We start from the raw sequence: 17,891 nt of genomic DNA on the forward strand, positions 1-17,891 counted from the left end.
GACAGGAATGAAGAAGAACCCAATCGCGCGCCTAGCCACACTTTGTTTCGCGGTTGCCGCCGGCGCCGCTTTGTCGATGGGCAGTGCGCAGGCCGCTGACGATGCCGTGAAGATCGGCTTCATCACCGACATGTCGGGTCTGTACGGGGATATCGACGGCCAGGGCGGCCTCGAAGCGATCCGCATGGCGGTCGCGGACTTCGGCGGCAAGGTCAACGGCAAGCCGGTCACGGTGGTCTATGCCGATCACCAGAACAAGGCGGACATTGCGGCATCGCGCGCGCGTGAGTGGTTCGATCGCGACGGCGTCGATCTGCTGATCGGCGGCACGAACTCGGCAACCGCCTTGTCGATGAACACGGTTGCCGCTGAAAAGAAGAAGGTTTACATCAGCATCGGCGCGGGCGCCGACACCCTGACCAACGAGCAATGCACGCCGTACACGATCCACTATGCGTACGACACGACGGCGCTCGCCAAGGGCACGGGCTCGGCGGTGACGAAGCAGGGCGGCAAGACGTGGTACTTCCTGACCGCTGACTACGCGTTCGGCAAGGCGCTCGAAAAGAATACCGCCGATGTGGTGAAAGCGAGCGGCGGCCAGGTGCTGGGCGAGGTGCGTCATCCGCTGTCGGCGTCTGACTTCTCGTCGTTCCTGTTGCAGGCGCAGGCATCGAAGGCGCAGATTCTGGGCCTTGCCAACGCAGGCGGCGACACGATCAACGCGATCAAGGCGGCGAAGGAATTCGGCATCACGAAGTCGATGAAGCTCGCCGCATTGCTGGTGTTCATCAACGATATCCACAGCCTGGGTCTGGAAACCACGCAAGGCCTCGTGCTGACCGACAGCTGGTACTGGAACAGGGACGCCAACACGCGCAAGTGGTCGCAGCGTTACTTCGACAAGATGCGCAAGATGCCGTCGAGCCTGCAGGCCGCCGACTACTCGGCGACCATGACCTACCTGAAGGCAGTGCAGGCAGTCGGCTCGACCGATTCCGACAAGGTGATGGCGCAACTGAAGAAGACGAAGGTCGACGACTTCTTTGCGAAGGGCTACATCCGTCAGGACGGCAGCATGATCCACGACATGTACCTGATGCAGGTGAAGACGCCGGCGGAATCCAAAGAACCGTGGGACTACTACAAGATCACCGCGACGATCCCCGGCGAGCAGGCGTTCACCACCAAGACGGAAACGCGCTGCGCGCTGTGGAAATAAGCGCGGACTGAAGGCCGTCTGCCGGCCCGCGCAACGACATGCATCGCGCTTTGCACGTGGCATGTCGTTGCGTGGGCGGCCGGGCGGCAAACCGTTTCACATGCCGCGCGCGAGCAGCGCAGTTTCTGTCGATCGCGCGCCGGCCGGATCGTGCGTAACCGATCTCACCTTGGCGATGGGTTAAGGCTTCAATGGAAATCTTTGGCGTTCCGCTACCGGCAATGCTGAGCCAGCTGCTGCTGGGGCTCGTGAACGGCTCGTTCTACGCGATTCTGAGCCTCGGCCTTGCGGTGATCTTCGGCTTGCTCAACGTGATCAACTTCGCGCACGGCGCGTTGTTCATGCTCGGCGCGATGCTCGCGTGGATGGGCTTCTCGTACTTCGGTCTGCCGTATTGGACGATGCTGGTGCTCGCGCCGCTGGTCGTCGGCCTGTTCGGCGTCTTGATCGAGCGCTCGATGCTGCGCTGGCTGTACAAGCTCGATCATCTGTACGGGCTCCTGCTCACATTCGGACTCACGCTCGTCGTGGAAGGCGTGTTCCGCTCGATCTACGGATCTTCCGGCCAGCCGTACGACGTGCCGTCGGCGCTCTCCGGCGCGACCAATCTCGGCTTCATGTTCCTGCCGAACTATCGCGCGTGGGTCGTGGTGGCCTCGCTGGCGGTCTGCTTCGCGACGTGGTTCGTGATCGAGAAGACGCGCCTTGGCGCCTATCTGCGCGCGGGCACCGAGAACCCGAAACTGGTCGAGGCGTTCGGCATCAACGTGCCGCTGATGATCACGCTCACCTACGGCTTCGGCGTCGCGCTCGCGGCGTTCGCCGGGGTACTCGCCGCACCGGTGATCCAGGTCTCGCCGCTGATGGGCCAGCCGATGATCATCACCGTGTTCGCGGTGGTCGTGATAGGCGGGATGGGTTCGATCATGGGCTCGATTCTTACCGGCCTGTTGCTCGGCGTGATCGAAGGGCTGACGCGCGTGTTTTACCCGGAAGCGTCGGCCACCGTCGTCTTCGTCATCATGGCGCTCGTGTTGCTGGTGCGCCCGGCGGGTCTCTTCGGCAAGGAAAAATGATGCAGAGAAAAGCGCTCTACGGTCTGCTGCTGCTCGTGCTCCTCGCGGTGCCCGTGCTCGGCATCTATCCGCTGTTCGTGATGAAGGTGATGTGCTTCGCGCTGTTCGCGGCCGCGTTCAATCTGTTGATCGGCTATACCGGTTTGCTGTCGTTCGGTCACGCGATGTTTCTCGCCTCGGCCGGCTACACCACCGGCTATGCGATGCAGACGCTCGGTCTCTCGCCGGAACTCGGCGTGCTGGCCGGCACGGCGTCGGCAACGTTGCTCGGCCTGATCGTCGGCTTCTTCGCGATCCGCCGGCAGGGCATCTACTTCGCGATGGTGACGCTGGCGCTCGCCCAGATGGTCTACTTCGTGTTCCTGCAAGCGCCGTTCACGCACGGCGAGGACGGTCTTCAAGGCGTGCCGCGCGGTAAGCTGTTCGGCGTGCTGGATCTGTCGTCCGACGTGACGCTGTACTTTGTCGTGCTCGCCGTGATGGTGGCGGCGTTCCTGCTGATCGTGCGGATCGTGCATTCGCCGTTTGGTCAGGTGCTGGTGGCGATCAAGGAAAACGAGCCGCGCGCTGTGTCGCTCGGCTACGATACCGATCGCTTCAAGCTGCTGGCGTTCATTCTGTCGGCGGGGCTCGCCGGCCTTGCGGGTTCGCTGAAGGTGCTGGTGCAGGGTTTCGAGACCTTGAGCGATGCGTACTGGACCATGTCCGGGCTGGTGGTCCTGATGACGCTGGTCGGCGGCATGGGCACGCTGTTCGGACCGCTGCTCGGCGCCGCGCTGATCGTCGCGCTCGAAGACCGGCTGGGCGATATCGGCGGGGCGCTGGCGTCGTCGACGGGCATCGAATGGTTTCGGTCGTTGGGCGAATCCGTGACCATTGTGACGGGCGTGATTTTCATCGCCTGCGTGCTGGCGTTCCGGCGCGGCATTGTCGGCGAGATCATCGCGCGTGTGCGGCCATTGAGGGCCTGAAACACGCGACGTTCGAAATTGATTCGGGATCCGACATAAATTGCCTAAGATTGCGAGCGCCGCCGGCGGATGGCTGCCGCGCCCGGTTAGCGCGAAGCGCGCCCCAAATCGGTGCCGCAGTGCACCACTAGGGTAATTGCTAGTTGTAGAGGGCCAGGTGCTCGTTTAACCTTCATGCAGTTCTGAAGCACCACGAATTTTGCAGGTGGAGAACGAGGAGACAATGAGGCACTCAGTGCCCAGACGAAAGCGCTGTCGGATTGATATCCGACAGCGCTTTTTATTTGGCTTTTCATCAAGCGCTATTCAAATCTTCCGCTAATTCGGTGGCTCTTTTATTCACCGGACAACTCCCCGTTTCAAACGCCGATACCCTGCAAAACGCTTGCAGCGCGCGGGTCTGCTCCGCTAAACTCGCTATTCACCGACCGCTGGGTCGGGATTTAAATCCGCGGATTTAAATTCAATTGAATAACGGGGTAAATCGAGGAGCGGAATGAAGTCGGCATTGCGTTGGATGAGCGCGGCATTGGTCGTTACCGGAGTATCCGCGGCATGGAGCGGCCATGCATTCGCGGACGTGAAAATCGGCGTCACCGTATCGGCAACAGGCCCTGCCGCGTCTCTCGGTATTCCGGAAAAGAACACGATTGCGCTGTTGCCCAAAGAAGTGGCAGGCCAGAAAATCGACTACGTCGTGCTCGACGACGCCACCGATTCGACCCAGGCGGTCAAGAACGCGCGCAAGCTCACCAGCGAAGATCACGTGGACGCGCTGATCGGCTCGACCGTCGTGCCGAATTCGCTCGCCATGATCGATGTCGCCGCGGAAAGCACCACGCCGATGATCTCGATGGCTGCGGCCGCAACCATCGTCGAGCCGATGGACGCGAAGCGCGCCTGGGTCTTCAAGACGCCCCAGAACGACATTCTGATGGCCACCGCGATCGCGCAGCACATGGCGAATCATGGCGTGAAGACAGTCGCATTCATCGGGTTTGCCGACGCTTACGGCGAAAGCTGGTTCAAGGAATTCGGCAAGGCTGCCGATCTTGCCAGGATCAAGGTCGTCGCAAACGAGCGCTTCGCGCGTAACGATGCGTCAGTCACCGGCCAGGTGCTGAAGATCATGTCGCAGAATCCGGATGCGGTGCTGATCGCCGGCGCGGGCACGCCGGCCGCGTTGCCGCAGAAAACCCTCAAGGAGCGCGGCTACAAGGGCAAGTACTATCAGACGCATGGCGTCGCCAATAACGACTTCCTGCGCGTGTGCGGCAAGGATTGCGAAGGCACTTATCTGCCGGCCGGCCCGTTGCTGGTTGCCGACCAGCTGTCTGACTCGAATCAGGTGAAGAAAACCGCGCTTGCCTACAAGCGCGCATACGAAGGCGCATACGGCAGCGGCTCGGTTTCGACCTTCGGCGGTCACGCGTGGGACGCGGGCTTGCTGCTGCAACGCGCGATTCCGCTGGCGTTGAAGAAGGGGCAGCCTGGCACTCCTGCGTTCCGCGAAGCGCTGCGTGCAGCACTTGAAAGCACCAAAGACATGCCCGCGTCGCACGGCATCTTCAATATGAGCGCGAACGACCACGCCGGCCTCGACCAGCGGGCGCGCGTGATGGTGGAGATTGTCGGCGGCAAGTGGAAGCTGTCCGGCGACTGAGGGAAGGCGAAGCGATACGGAACCCAATAGAAAAGACGCGTGCAGTTGACGCGTCTTTTTTATTGCCCGCGCGCGGCGTGGCGGTGCAGGGCGTGGCGCATGGCGGAGCAACTGTGGATAAGCGGCGAATTCGCTACGGAAGCAGCGAGCTTCAGGACAAACCCGCATTCGGGCGAGAGTCTATTGACCGTGGATGATGCAGAACGCAATACTACTAACATATTAGTGTTTTGTGCGCACATGCACATCACGTATGTCGCGCACGTACGCATATGAAATCGCAGTAGCGATACGCAGCAGGGGAGTAGCACGAAAGCGGCGAGGGTGTTCTCGCTGAGCAGGGAAAACCATGCTTGGCATGCCTGAACCCTATAACTAGATTCAGACACCCGGTTCGTGAGCCGGATTACAGATTCGCGCTTCAGAGCGTTTGGAGACTTGCAATGAAAAAGACAAAGCAATGGGTGCGCACCGGCATCGCAATGGCGCTGATGTGCGGCGCGGGCGCTGCTTTCGCGCAGGTGAAAATCGGCGTCACGCTGTCCACCACGGGGCCGGCCGCATCGCTCGGGATTCCTGAGAAGAATACGATCGCGCTGCTGCCGAAAGAGATCGGCGGCAAGACCGTGCAATACATCGTGCTCGACGATGCATCCGACACGGGCAAGGCCGTGCAGAACACGCGCAAGCTGATCGACGAAGACCACGTCGACGTGATCATCGGCTCGACCGTCACGCCGAACTCGCTGGCGATGCTCGACGCGGCTTCTGAAGGCAAGACGCCGATGATTTCGCTGGCGGCGTCGGCGGCGATCATTTCGCCGATGGACGCGAAACGCGCATGGGCCTTCAAGCCGCCGCAAAACGACAGCCTGATGGCCGACGCGATCGCCGACTACATGGAGCATCACGGCGTGAAAACGGTCGGTTTCATCGGCTTCGCGGATGCATACGGCGACAGTTGGAACAACGTCTTCACTGTGGCGGCCGCGGCGCACCATCTGAAGATCGTGTCCGGCGAGCGCTTTAACCGCACCGATGCGTCGGTGACCGGCCAGGTGCTGAAGACGATCGGCGCCAACCCGGACGCGGTGCTGATCGCCGGCTCGGGCACGCCGGCGGCGCTGCCTGCCAAGACGCTCAAGGAGCGTGGTTACAAGGGCAAGGTCTACCAGACGCACGGCGTTGCCAATAACGACTTCCTGCGCGTGTGTGCGAAGGATTGCGAAGGCGAATTGCTGCCCGCCGGCCCGATCCTCGTAGCGGACCAATTGCCGGAATCCAATCCTGTGAAGAAGTCGTCGGAAGCGTACAAGGCGGCCTATGAAAAGGCGTATGGCGCGGGTTCGGTGGCGACCTTCGGCGGGCACGCGTGGGACGCGGGCCAGATGCTGCAACGTGCGATTCCGGAAGCGCTGAAGACCGCGCAGCCGGGTACCGAAGCATTCCGCGCCGCATTGCGTGCAGCGCTCGAGAACATCAAGGAATTGCCGGTTGCGCACGGCATCATGAACACCACCACGACCGACCACAACGGCCTCGACAAGCGTGCACGCGTGATCGTGCAGATCGTCGACGGCAAGTGGAAGCTGCAGAACGACTAAAGCCAACAACGGTGCGCGCCTCTCGCGCAACGTGCGGCAGCTGACGCCGCACTGCCATTCTGTTCGATGACAATGGCAACGACCGCCGCGCCGCGTTCCGGCGCGGCGGTCGCCTTTTCGGGCACTGCAGGTCGATGGCCGGCCGCCGGCTGTGCCGCCACGACGGCTTCCCAGTTTCGATTTCGACGCTTCAGGACGAGGAAGTATGGATCTATCAATTGCGGCGATCCTCGCGCAGGACGGCATCACCACCGGCGCGATCTACGCGCTGCTCGCGCTCGCGCTGGTGCTGGTGTTCTCCGTGACGCGGGTGATTTTTATCCCGCAGGGGGAGTTTGTTTCATACGGTGCGCTGACGCTCGCCGCATTGCAGACACAAAAGTTTCCGGCCACGTGCTGGTTGCTGATGGCGATGGGCGCAGCCTGTTTCGTCGTCGAGACGGCGGGGCTGGTGTGGCATCCCGAACGGCGCCGGCATGCCGCGCGCACGCTGGTGATGCTGGTCGGCAAATATCTGCTGTTTCCGATCGCCGTGTATGCGCTCACGCGCGGTGTTTTCCTTCAGCCGCTGCCGATGCTCGTGCAGATCGCGCTGACGCTGCTGATCGTGATTCCGATGGGACCGTTCGTCTACCGGCTCGCCTATGAGCCGATCGCGGAGGCGACCACGCTGCTGCTGTTGATTGTGGCGGTGGCGGTGCACTTCGCGATGGTCGGCCTCGGGCTCGTGATGTTCGGCGCGGAAGGCTCGCGCACGACGGCGTTCTCCGATGCGACCTTCAATCTCGGCAGCCTGTCGATCTCCGGGCAGAGTCTGTGGGTGGTCGGCACGGCCGTGGTGCTGATCGGCGCGCTGTATTTGTATTTCGACCGCTCGATCTCCGGCAAGGCGTTGCGCGCGACGTCGGTGAATCGCCTCGGCGCGCGCCTGGTCGGTATCGGCACCACGCAAGCGGGGCGTCTCGCGTTCACGCTGGCTGCGGCCCTCGGTGCACTGTGCGGCATCCTCGTCGCACCCTTGACCACCATCTACTACGATTCGGGCTTCCTGATCGGTTTGAAGGGCTTCGTGGGCGCCATTATCGGCGGCCTGGTCAGCTATCCGCTGGCGGCTGCCGGCTCGATTCTGGTCGGCTTGCTGGAGTCGTATTCGTCGTTCTGGGCGAGCGCTTATAAGGAGGTGATCGTGTTCACGCTGATCATCCCGGTGCTGCTGTGGCGAAGTCTTGCCAGCCCGCATGCCGAAGAGGACGAGGAGTGACACGATGAAACGGATCATGCAAAACAAGTTCTTCTGGCTGTTCCTCGTGGTGCTGTTCGTGCTGCCGGTGATGCCGCAGCCGATCCATGTGCCTGAATACTGGGTGACGTTGCTCAACTACATCGGCTTGTATTCGATCGTCGCGATCGGTCTCGTGCTGTTGACGGGAATTGGCGGGATGACGAGCTTCGGGCAAGCGGCGTTCGTTGGCATCGGCGCGTACGCGACCGCCTATCTGACGACACGCTACGGCGTGTCGCCGTGGTTCGCGCTGATCGCGGGCGTGGTGGTAACGGCGTTGATAGCACTGATGCTGGGACTCGTGACGATGCGCCTGTCGGGCCACTTCCTGCCGCTCGGCACAATTGCCTGGGGACTCGCGCTGTTCTATCTGTTCGGCAACCTGGAGCTGCTCGGTAAGTACGACGGCATCAATGGGATTCCGGTACTGAATGTTTTTGGCATCAATCTGGAATCCGGCCGCCATATCTATTACCTGATCTGGCTGGTCGTGCTCGGCGCGGTCGTGTCTGTTCAAAATCTGCTTAATAGCCGGCCGGGACGGGCGATTCGCGCCCTGCGAGGCGGCGGCTTGATGGCCGAGGCGATGGGCGTGAACACGGCGTGGATGCGGGTGGTGATCTTCGTCTATGCGGCGGTGCTGGCGTCGATCTCGGGCTTTCTGTATGCGCACCTGCAACGCGCGGTGAATCCGACGCCGTTTGGCCTGAACCACGGCATCGAGTTTCTGTTCATGGCGGTGGTGGGAGGCGTGGCGCATGTCTGGGGAGCCGTGCTCGGCGCGGCGATCCTGACCGTGCTGCAAGACTATCTGCAAACGCTGCTGCCAAAGCTGCTCGGCGAAAACGGCAACTTTGAAGTGATCGTGTTCGGCATCCTGATGGTGCTGTTGTTGCAATACGCTCGCCGAGGTGTGTGGCCGTTCGTTGCGCGCTTTTTCCCGCGCGGGCCGCACGCGCATCTGCCGGATCATGCGGATCCGCTGCCGCAGCGCAGCAAACCGACCGCCGGTGAAGAGCTGCTGACCGTCAATAAAGCGCGCAAGCAGTTCGGCGGACTGGTGGCGGTGAACGACGTCAGCTTCGACGTGAAAGCAGGGCAGATCATCGGTCTGATCGGCCCGAACGGCGCCGGTAAATCCACGACCTTCAACCTGGTCACCGGTGTGTTGCAGGCGACCAGCGGTGAGATCACATTCCGCGGCGAGCGGATCGATGCACTGAGTTCACGTGAAATCGTCAAGCGGGGGATCGGCCGGACCTTCCAGCACGTCAAGCTGTTGCCGGGGATGACGGTGCTGGAGAACGTTGCAATCGGCGCGCATCTGCGCGGCCAGGCCGGCGTTTGGCGCAGCGTGGCGCGGCTGAACGGCGCAGAAGAGGCACGCCTGATGGCGGAAGCGGCCCGGCAGATTCGCCGCGTCGGGCTCGAGCAGCATATGTACGACGAAGCCGGCAGCCTGGCGTTGGGGCAGCAGCGGATTCTCGAAATCGCTCGTGCACTGTGCTGTGACCCGACGCTGCTGCTGCTGGATGAACCGGCCGCAGGTTTGCGTTATCAGGAAAAGCTGCAACTGGCCGATTTGCTGCGCAGGCTCAAAGCCGAAGGGATGAGTGTGCTGCTGGTCGAGCACGATATGGATTTCGTGATGAATCTGACCGATCGCCTGGTGGTCATGGAATTCGGCACTCGGATCGCGGAAGGCTTGCCGCAGGACGTGCAGCAGGATCCGGCCGTGCTCGAAGCGTATCTGGGCGGGGTGGAATGATGGAGACAACAATGAACGGTGCTGCACCCATTCTCGACGTCGATGGATTGTCGGTTCGCTATGGCAAGGTCGAGGCGCTGCATGGCGCAGGGATCAAGGTGCGGCCGGGGCAAATCGTCTCGGTGATCGGTCCGAACGGCGCGGGAAAGTCCACGTTGCTCAACGCGATCATGGGCGCCCTGCCACCGACCGGGCATGCCAAAGGCGTAATTCGCTATCAGGGTGAAGACGTTAGCGCGGTGCCGGTTGAAAAACGGGTGGCGCGCGGCATGTGCCTGGTGCCGGAAAAGCGCGAGTTGTTCTCGACGATGACAGTTGAAGACAATCTCGTCCTCGGCGCGTATCGGCGCAAGCGGGCAGGGGAGCGCAACTTTCTCGACCAGCTCGAACCGGTTTTTGCGCTGTTTCCGCGGCTGAAGGAACGCCGCAAGCAGGCGGCAGGGACGTTGTCCGGTGGTGAGCGGCAGATGCTGGCGGTTGGGCGCGCACTGATGGGCAAACCCGATTTGCTGATGCTCGACGAACCGAGCTTGGGTTTGGCGCCGCTGATCGTCAAAGAGATTTTTCACATCATTAGTGCGCTGCGGCAGACAGGCGTGGCGACGTTGCTGATCGAACAGAATGCGCGTGCTGCGCTGCAAATTTCCGACTATGGCTATGTTTTGGAAACCGGGGAACTGGCGCTAGAAGGGCCGGCGGCGGACCTGGCGCAGAATCCACGTGTTATCGAGACCTATCTGGGGTTGGCCAAGAAAGTGGCTTAATCGCCGGTGCGCGTTTCCCTCGCTGTCATTCGAAGCGGTGTGTTTCACGTGAAACACACCGCTTTTTTCATGATTAGCCATTCGGTTGAAATTCGGGCCTAAACCGAACCCGCTATAATTCGCCCATACATTTTCCTTTAAAAGGCTCACGCGACGATCTGGCGTGAGATCCCGCGATGCTTTTTCCCACAGAATTTGACGTAATCGTCGTCGGCGGTGGCCATGCCGGCACCGAAGCCGCCTTGGCCTCGGCGCGCATGGGCAATACCACCCTCCTGCTGACGCATAACATCGAAACCCTCGGTCAGATGAGCTGTAACCCGTCCATTGGCGGCATTGGCAAGGGCCATCTGGTGAAAGAAGTCGACGCGCTTGGCGGTGCGATGGCGGCCGCGACGGATGAGGGCGGAATCCAGTTTCGTATCCTCAATTCGTCGAAGGGTCCGGCTGTTCGCGCGACGCGCGCGCAGGCCGACCGTCTTCTGTACAAGCAGGCGATCCGGCATCGTCTGGAGAATCAGCCGAACTTGTGGCTGTTCCAGCAAGCCGTCGACGATCTGATGGTCGAGGGCGACCGTGTGGTCGGGGCTGTCACGCAGGTGGGCATTCGTTTCCGCTCGCGCGCAGTCGTGCTGACGGCTGGTACATTCCTCGACGGCAAGATTCATGTGGGTTTGAACAACTACACCGGCGGTCGCGCTGGCGACCCGGCTTCGGTGTCGTTGTCGGCTCGGCTGAAGGAATTGAAGCTGCCCCAAGGCCGCCTGAAGACAGGGACGCCGCCGCGGATCGACGGCCGCACGATCGATTTCTCGAAGCTCGAAGAGCAGCCGGGCGATCTCGATCCGGTACCGGTGTTCTCGTTTCTCGGTCGCGTCGAGCAGCATCCGCGGCAAGTACCGTGCTGGGTCACGCATACGAACGAGCGTACGCACGACATCATCCGTGGCGGGCTCGACCGGTCGCCGATGTACACGGGCGTCATCGAAGGGGTGGGGCCGCGCTACTGTCCTTCGATTGAGGACAAAATCCATCGCTTCGCATCGAAGGAATCGCATCAGATCTTCCTCGAACCGGAAGGCCTGACGACCAACGAGTTCTATCCCAACGGGATTTCGACAAGCCTGCCGTTCGACGTGCAGCTGGGACTCGTGCGTTCGATGCGCGGGTTGGAGCACGCACACATCCTGCGTCCCGGCTACGCGATCGAATACGATTACTTCGATCCGCGCGGGTTGAAGGCATCACTGGAAACCAAGGTTATCAACGGGCTGTTCTTTGCCGGCCAGATCAACGGTACGACCGGGTATGAAGAGGCGGCAGCGCAGGGTCTGCTGGCCGGGATCAATGCCGGCTTGCACGTGCAGGGCAAGGAAGCTTGGTGTCCGCGTCGCGATCAGGCGTACCTTGGTGTTTTGGTCGACGATTTGGTGACGCGCGGCGTGTCGGAACCGTACCGGATGTTCACGAGCCGAGCTGAGTACCGTCTGAGCTTGCGGGAAGACAATGCGGATATGCGTCTGACAGAAATAGGTCGTGAACTCGGGGTTGTCGATGACGTCCGCTGGGATGCATTCAGCCGCAAGCGCGACGCTGTTTCACGTGAAACAGAACGTCTGCGCACGACGTGGGTTAATCCTAAGACGTTATCGGCCGACGAAGCGACAGCGCTGCTCGGCAAGCCGATCGACCATGAATACAGTCTCGCTGATCTGCTGCGCCGTCCGGGCGTGACCTACGACGGCGTCTGCGGCTTGCGGGACGGCACGTGTGCCGCGCCCGAAACGCTGGCCGAGGACGACGTGCTGCTCGCCCAGATCAAGGAGCAGATCGAGATCGGCATCAAGTATCAGGGCTATATCGACCGCCAGGCCGGTGAGATCGAGCGAAATGAGGCGCATGAAAGCACGCGTCTGCCGGAGGGATTGGACTACGCGGAAGTCAGGGGGCTGTCGTTCGAAGCCCGTCAGAAGCTGACGCAATTCCGCCCGGAAACCATCGGCCAGGCGTCGCGCATCTCGGGTATTACGCCGGCGGCGATCTCGCTTTTGATGGTTCACTTGAAGCGTGGCTTGGGGCGTCGTTCGACGAAGCCGGCCGAACCTGGCACCGACAGCACGCCGGTGACGCAATGACGGTGCGTCAGAAGGGAAGCGGAGCAGAGGCGTTGGCACCCTTGCTGGAGGACGGCGTCCGCGAACTCGGCCTCGATCTAAGCGACGCCCAACTTGGCAAGCTGCTCGACTACGTCGCCCTGCTGGCGAAGTGGAATGCAGTCTACAACCTGACGGCGATCCGCGATCCGCGGCAAATGCTGATTCAGCACATTCTCGATTCGCTGTCGATCGTGCCGCATCTTGCGACGCGTGGACCTTCCTCTGTCCTCGACGTGGGTTCCGGCGGCGGCTTGCCGGGAATCGTGCTGGCCATCGTCCTGCCCGACTGGACTGTCACCGTGAACGACATCGTTCATAAGAAGACGGCTTTTCAGGCTCAGGCCAAGGCCGAGCTCGGCCTGGCGAATCTGTCGGTTGTTACCGGCCGGGTCGAAACGTTGCAGCCACGCGCCGAAGTACCGGCAAAGTTCGACGTAATCGTCTCGCGCGCATTCGCAGAACTCGCGGATTTCGTTACACTGGCCCGTCACCTGGTCGCGGAGCAGGGCGCGATCTGGGCGATGAAGGGCGTGCGTCCGGACGGCGAGATTGAGCGCTTGCCGGCAGGCTCCCACGTGGAAGAGATCATCCGCCTGCACGTGCCGTCACTCGACGCCGAACGGCATTTAATCAAGGTACGGGTGGATGCCGAGGACTGACAACGGCCGGTAACCCGGTACGCACCGAATAGCAAGAGCGCTTTTCAATTTACTCAAGCAGCAAAAGGGACACACCAACAATGGCAAAAATCTTTTGCGTTGCGAATCAGAAGGGCGGCGTCGGCAAGACGACGACAACGGTCAATCTGGCCGCGAGCTTGGCAGCGCAGGGACAGCGTGTCCTTCTCATCGATCTGGACCCGCAGGGCAACGCCACGATGGGCAGCGGCATCGACAAGGCCGCTTGCGCGAACACCGTCTATGAAGTGCTCGTGGACGGCGTATCGGTAGCGGATGCGCGGATGCGGACGGACGCAGTCAACTACGACGTGTTGCCCGCCAACCGTGAGCTGGCTGGCGCCGAGGTCGAGTTGGTCAGCGTGCAGAACCGCGAGCGTCAATTGAAGGCCGCGCTGGCGGTTGTCGAGGGCGAATACGATTTCGTGCTGATCGACTGCCCGCCGGCGTTGTCATTGCTCACGCTCAACGGCCTATGCGCCGCGCACGGCGTGGTGATTCCGATGCAGTGTGAGTACTTCGCGCTCGAGGGCCTGTCGGACCTCGTCAACACGATCAAGCAGGTGCACGCCAACCTGAATCGGGACCTGAAGGTGATCGGCCTGCTGCGCGTGATGTTCGATCCGCGTATCACGCTGCAACAGCAAGTCTCCGATCAGCTGAAAGAGCATTTCGGCGACAAGGTGTTCGACGCGGTGATCCCGCGCAACGTGCGTCTTGCCGAAGCACCCAGCTATGGTTTGCCGGGCGTGGTGTTCGACCGGGCGTCGCGCGGCGCGCAAGCCTATGTGCAGTTTGGCGCAGAAATGATTGAGCGGGTGCGCGCACTGAGCGACGCGCACCAGGCATCCTAAGCGGATCGAGGAAGCACGATGAATGCAGTAGCAAGAAAGAAGGGATTGGGCCGGGGTCTGGAAGCACTGCTCGGCGGCAGTCCGGATATCACCGAGGCAGTGGTGATTGAGGGCGCGCCCAACGTGCTGCCGCTCAGCAAACTGCAGGCCGGCAAGTACCAGCCGCGAACGCGCATGGACGAAGGCGCGCTGCAGGAGTTGGCCGCGAGCATCCGCGCGCAGGGGCTGATGCAGCCGATCCTCGTTCGGCCGGTTTCGGCGGACAAGTACGAGATCATTGCCGGTGAGCGGCGTTTCCGTGCGGCGCGTCTCGCCGGCCTTGACGAGGTGCCGGTGCTGGTGAGGGACGTGCCGGACCAGGCCGCTGCGGCGATGGCGCTGATCGAGAATATTCAGCGTGAAGATCTGAACCCGCTCGAAGAAGCGCAGGGCATTCAGCGCTTGCTCGATGAATTCAACTTTACGCATGAACAGGCGGCTGAATCGGTCGGCCGCTCGCGCAGCGCCGTCTCGAACCTGCTGCGTTTGCTGAACCTGGCGTCGCCCGTGCAAACAATGCTCCTGGCCGGCGACCTCGACATGGGGCACGCACGCGCGTTGCTGGCCGTCGACGCTGCGACGCAGATCACGCTGGCCAACCAGGTCGTCAATAAACGCATGTCGGTGCGTGAAACCGAAAAGCTGGTAACCGCGACTACCAAAGCGGCGCCGGCGGTGAGGGCGCGCGCGAATCAGGACGGCGGCCGCGACACGCGACGCCTCGAAGAAGAATTGTCCGATCTGCTCGCCGCGACGGTGAAGATCAAGCTCGGCCGGCGCGGCCGCGGCCAGGTGCTGGTGGATTTCGGCGACCTGGATGCACTGGAAGGCATTCTTGTCCGGCTGCGCGGCAACGCCACGGTCTGATCGCGATGGCGAGTCGAATGTGAAGCGTGCTGAACGTGCTTGCGAATCGTCTGGATGGAGATCGGGTTCGCAAGCGGTTCGGCGGCGGGAGGTGCATCGCAGCGGCCGCAATCGCAACCTTGAGCATTCGCCGCTCTCGCTAATTAATTTGCAAGCCATATTGATATCTGATGGATTCCTGAATTTAAAACTGGCGGGTAGATAGTCAGGATTCCTGATGCGGTAGGGTTGGTTGCGCCATTTCGCCTTGCCGCTACGTAAGCGCTGGTGCCTCCCTGCATGGTGTGGTGGCGAGCGCTGGATGCTGGGACCACTCGGCAATCGCGCGAATGCTTCTTCACTCGCCCGCGTTGGATCCGTATCGACGTCGAATCCCTCGTTGACCGCTTTCCGATCCGGCGCCGGCGAGTTGTTCGCGATGCCGCGGATGATTTAAGCGTAGCAGGGCAGGCGAGCAGAGCCCTGCCGCAGAAAGTCCTGCAACCGCGCGGCGTCATCGTGCGGCATCAAAAACGTGTTCGCAGTGACCGCGTGCTGTGTAGAGAGAGCCGGCATTCGCCCACCGCATTGCGCTACCCGTAACTGTCGCGCAAGTCCACCGCGCCACGCCAAAATCATCTTCTGTTGCATTTTTGAGACGTACGTCATAGCGTCGAAACGACGCATCTGCGGGGTCGAACCCGCTTAACTCATCACGCATATTTGGCCATCCCCCGACCGCCTTACATTTGCCGTGAATCACTGCGGGAAGATGCCGCTTCCGTATGGTGAAGGCCGGTTTCACGCGGTTTATTGGACGGCCTAAAGTCTTGAATTGCCTGCAACTATCGCTTACAATCGCCCGGATTTAATTGCACGGCAACCCCGTAAGCGCAGCGTAAGCTCGCGGGCTGGAACAAGACTTTCGGAACACTGCGATGGCGGTCAAAGCGTCGAATCAAGCGCCGAAGAATGGGCACGACGAACACCCCGCTGAACGCACCGCTTCCGTTGCGTCCACCGGTCAGCACGCTTCACCTGGTGATGCGTGGGATGTCGAGCAGCAAGATAACAATATCGTTCCGCTTACGCGGGCCGAGGCTGAAAAGCTGTTTGGTCCCAATGTGAGTCGTCCATCGCGCGTCACACCTGCCAAGGTCGTGGCAGCGCAAATGGTTTTGTCCCTGGGTGCTACGCTGGTGTGGTGGCTGTTCTACAAGCCGCCGGGCGCTGCTGCGCTGTCCGCGTTCCTGGGGGGAGCGATTTGCTGGGTGCCGGGCGCGTTGTTCGCGGCACGCCTTAGAACGCTGAGCGGCGCCGAGACGGTGATGAGCTGGATGATCGGCGAAGCGCTCAAGATGGGGACAACGATCGCGATGTTTGTAGCCATCGCCTTCTGGTATCACGACGTACGCTGGGTGCCGCTGCTCGTGACCTACCTCATCGCGCTCAAGACGTACTGGATCGCCCTGGCGTGGCGCTAAGGTAGCAGCAACAAAGTAGTAGCAAAATTTCAGGCTGGCGCGCAGCGCCGCCAACAGGAGTGCGGATATGACACGATCCGCACCCGGCGTGTTCCCGCAATACAGCATTGCGGCGGGAGCGGCCTAAAACGATTTTCGACAATTTGGGTGGCTTTAACGATATGGCAGCTAGCGAAGGCACGCGCGCAATGGATCCGTCCGAGTACATCGCGCACCACTTGCAGAACTTTTCCACCGCGCACCAGACGTCGATTTTCGACATTCACGTGTGGAATCTGGACACCCTTTTCTGGTCGATCTTTTGCGGTCTGGCCACCATCTTCATTCTGCATCTCGCTGCCCGCAAGGCGACGTCCGGCGTGCCGGGCCGTTTCCAATGCGCGATCGAAATGCTGGTCGAAATGGTCGAGGATCAATCGAAGTCGATGATCCACGGCACGCGCACCTTCATCGCACCGCTGGCACTGACCGTGTTCGTCTGGGTCGCGCTGATGAACGCGCTCGACTTTATCCCTGTCGACCTGCCGGGCCACGTGATTGGCTGGCTGGGTCTGTCCGAAGCCATCCCGCACCACCGCATCGTCCCGACCGCCGATCTGAACGGCACGCTCGGCATCGCCCTCGGTGTGTTCGCGTTAATGATTTACTACAACCTCAAGATCAAGGGCGCCGGCGGCTTCGTGCATGAACTGCTGTCCGCTCCGTTCGGCGCGCATCCGCTGCTGTGGATCCCGAACCTTGCACTGAACATCATCGAGTTCGTCGCGAAGACGGTCTCGCTCGGCATGCGGCTGTTCGGCAACATGTACGCGGGCGAACTGTTGTTCCTGCTGATTGCCCTGCTCGGCAGCATCTGGAGCTTCGGCGCGGACACGACGGTGCTTGGCTTCATCGGCCACGTGATCGCCGGCAGCGTGTGGGCAATCTTCCACATCCTGATCGTTCTGCTGCAGGCGTTCATTTTCATGATGCTGACGCTGGTGTACATCGGCCAGGCACACGACACGCACTAACCTGCGCCGTCGGACAAAAGAATCGTAGTTTTTTAAATCCCAGTTCCAACCAGTTCTAAAAGACTTTTCACAAAGGAGTGATCATGCAAGCTTTCATCGCCAACATCCAGGGTCTGACCGCCATCGGTATCGGCATCATCATCGGCCTGGGTGCAATCGGCGCCTGTATCGGTATCGGCCTGATGGGCGGCAAGTACATCGAAGCATGTGCTCGTCAGCCGGAACTGATGAACCCGCTGCAAACCAAGATGTTCCTGCTGGCTGGTCTGATCGATGCGGCGTTCCTGATTGGCGTTGGTGTGGCAATGCTGTTTGCGTTCGCGAACCCGCTGCTGTCGAAGCTGGCAGGCTGAGGTTCCTCGGAAGTTTGCGCCTGAGCTATAACTAGTTAAGGCGCAGGGCGGAACGGGCACTTGGGCGCTGATCGAATACAGAATCGATGAGCGCCTTGCCGTTTCACTTTCCGAACTAG

General features: G+C 61.2%; 15 protein-coding genes. All 15 read left to right on the top strand.

The features are described from left to right. Positions 1-7: 7 nt before the first annotated feature. The 15 genes from AC3WLT_RS04870 to atpE all read left to right on the top strand — a co-directional run bounded on the left by AC3WLT_RS04870 (position 8) and on the right by atpE (position 17,772). Positions 8-1,222 (top strand): ABC transporter substrate-binding protein, encoded by a 1,215-nt coding sequence (locus tag AC3WLT_RS04870; protein ID WP_492590781.1) that lies wholly within the window; start codon positions 8-10, stop codon positions 1,220-1,222. 191 nt (positions 1,223-1,413) lie between these two features. After that, the gene (locus AC3WLT_RS04875; protein WP_492590782.1) at positions 1,414-2,298 is read left to right on the top strand and encodes a branched-chain amino acid ABC transporter permease; all 885 of its coding nucleotides are present in this window, start codon (positions 1,414-1,416) and stop codon (positions 2,296-2,298) included. Beyond that, positions 2,298-3,269 carry a branched-chain amino acid ABC transporter permease gene (locus AC3WLT_RS04880; protein ID WP_492590783.1) on the top strand — a complete coding sequence of 324 codons (972 nt, stop codon included), beginning with the start codon at positions 2,298-2,300 and terminating at the stop codon, positions 3,267-3,269. The genes AC3WLT_RS04875 and AC3WLT_RS04880 overlap by 1 nt, the downstream gene beginning before the upstream one ends. A 496-nt stretch (positions 3,270-3,765) precedes the next feature. Further along, positions 3,766-4,932: an ABC transporter substrate-binding protein gene (locus AC3WLT_RS04885; protein WP_492590784.1), complete on the top strand. Its 1,167-nt coding sequence runs from the start codon at positions 3,766-3,768 to the stop codon at positions 4,930-4,932. Between the two features lie 443 nt (positions 4,933-5,375). Beyond that, positions 5,376-6,536, top strand: a complete 1,161-nt coding sequence (locus tag AC3WLT_RS04890) for an ABC transporter substrate-binding protein (RefSeq protein WP_492590785.1) — start codon at positions 5,376-5,378, stop codon at positions 6,534-6,536. A 205-nt stretch (positions 6,537-6,741) separates the two neighbouring features. After that, positions 6,742-7,797: a branched-chain amino acid ABC transporter permease gene (locus tag AC3WLT_RS04895; protein ID WP_492590786.1), complete on the top strand. Its 1,056-nt coding sequence runs from the start codon at positions 6,742-6,744 to the stop codon at positions 7,795-7,797. Between the two features lie 4 nt (positions 7,798-7,801). After that, entirely contained in the window at positions 7,802-9,586 is a 1,785-nt protein-coding gene (locus AC3WLT_RS04900; RefSeq protein ID WP_492590787.1) for a branched-chain amino acid ABC transporter ATP-binding protein/permease, read from the top strand. Between the two features lie 11 nt (positions 9,587-9,597). Continuing rightward, positions 9,598-10,350, top strand: a complete 753-nt coding sequence (locus AC3WLT_RS04905) for an ABC transporter ATP-binding protein (RefSeq protein ID WP_492590788.1) — start codon at positions 9,598-9,600, stop codon at positions 10,348-10,350. 176 nt (positions 10,351-10,526) lie between these two features. Further along, entirely contained in the window at positions 10,527-12,485 is a 1,959-nt protein-coding gene (gene mnmG, locus AC3WLT_RS04910; RefSeq protein ID WP_492590789.1) for a tRNA uridine-5-carboxymethylaminomethyl(34) synthesis enzyme MnmG, read from the top strand. Next, positions 12,482-13,165, top strand: a complete 684-nt coding sequence (gene rsmG, locus AC3WLT_RS04915) for a 16S rRNA (guanine(527)-N(7))-methyltransferase RsmG (RefSeq protein ID WP_492590790.1) — start codon at positions 12,482-12,484, stop codon at positions 13,163-13,165. The genes mnmG and rsmG overlap by 4 nt, the downstream gene beginning before the upstream one ends. Positions 13,166-13,245: 80 nt before the next feature. After that, complete coding sequence (locus AC3WLT_RS04920; RefSeq protein WP_492590791.1) at positions 13,246-14,037, top strand: ParA family protein; 792 nt, start codon at positions 13,246-13,248, stop codon at positions 14,035-14,037. Between the two features lie 18 nt (positions 14,038-14,055). Next, on the top strand, positions 14,056-14,943 hold the full coding sequence (locus tag AC3WLT_RS04925; RefSeq protein ID WP_492590792.1) for a ParB/RepB/Spo0J family partition protein: 888 nt from the start codon (positions 14,056-14,058) through the stop codon (positions 14,941-14,943). A 917-nt stretch (positions 14,944-15,860) separates the two neighbouring features. Beyond that, positions 15,861-16,406 (top strand): ATP synthase subunit I, encoded by a 546-nt coding sequence (locus tag AC3WLT_RS04930; RefSeq protein WP_492590793.1) that lies wholly within the window; start codon positions 15,861-15,863, stop codon positions 16,404-16,406. Between the two features lie 161 nt (positions 16,407-16,567). Beyond that, the gene (gene atpB / locus AC3WLT_RS04935) at positions 16,568-17,419 is read left to right on the top strand and encodes a F0F1 ATP synthase subunit A (protein WP_492590794.1); all 852 of its coding nucleotides are present in this window, start codon (positions 16,568-16,570) and stop codon (positions 17,417-17,419) included. An 83-nt stretch (positions 17,420-17,502) separates the two neighbouring features. Beyond that, entirely contained in the window at positions 17,503-17,772 is a 270-nt protein-coding gene (gene atpE / locus AC3WLT_RS04940) for a F0F1 ATP synthase subunit C (protein WP_007180033.1), read from the top strand. Positions 17,773-17,891: the final 119 nt, after the last annotated feature.

It is taken from the genome of Paraburkholderia sp. FW306-2-2C-D06C, assembly GCF_058781505.1.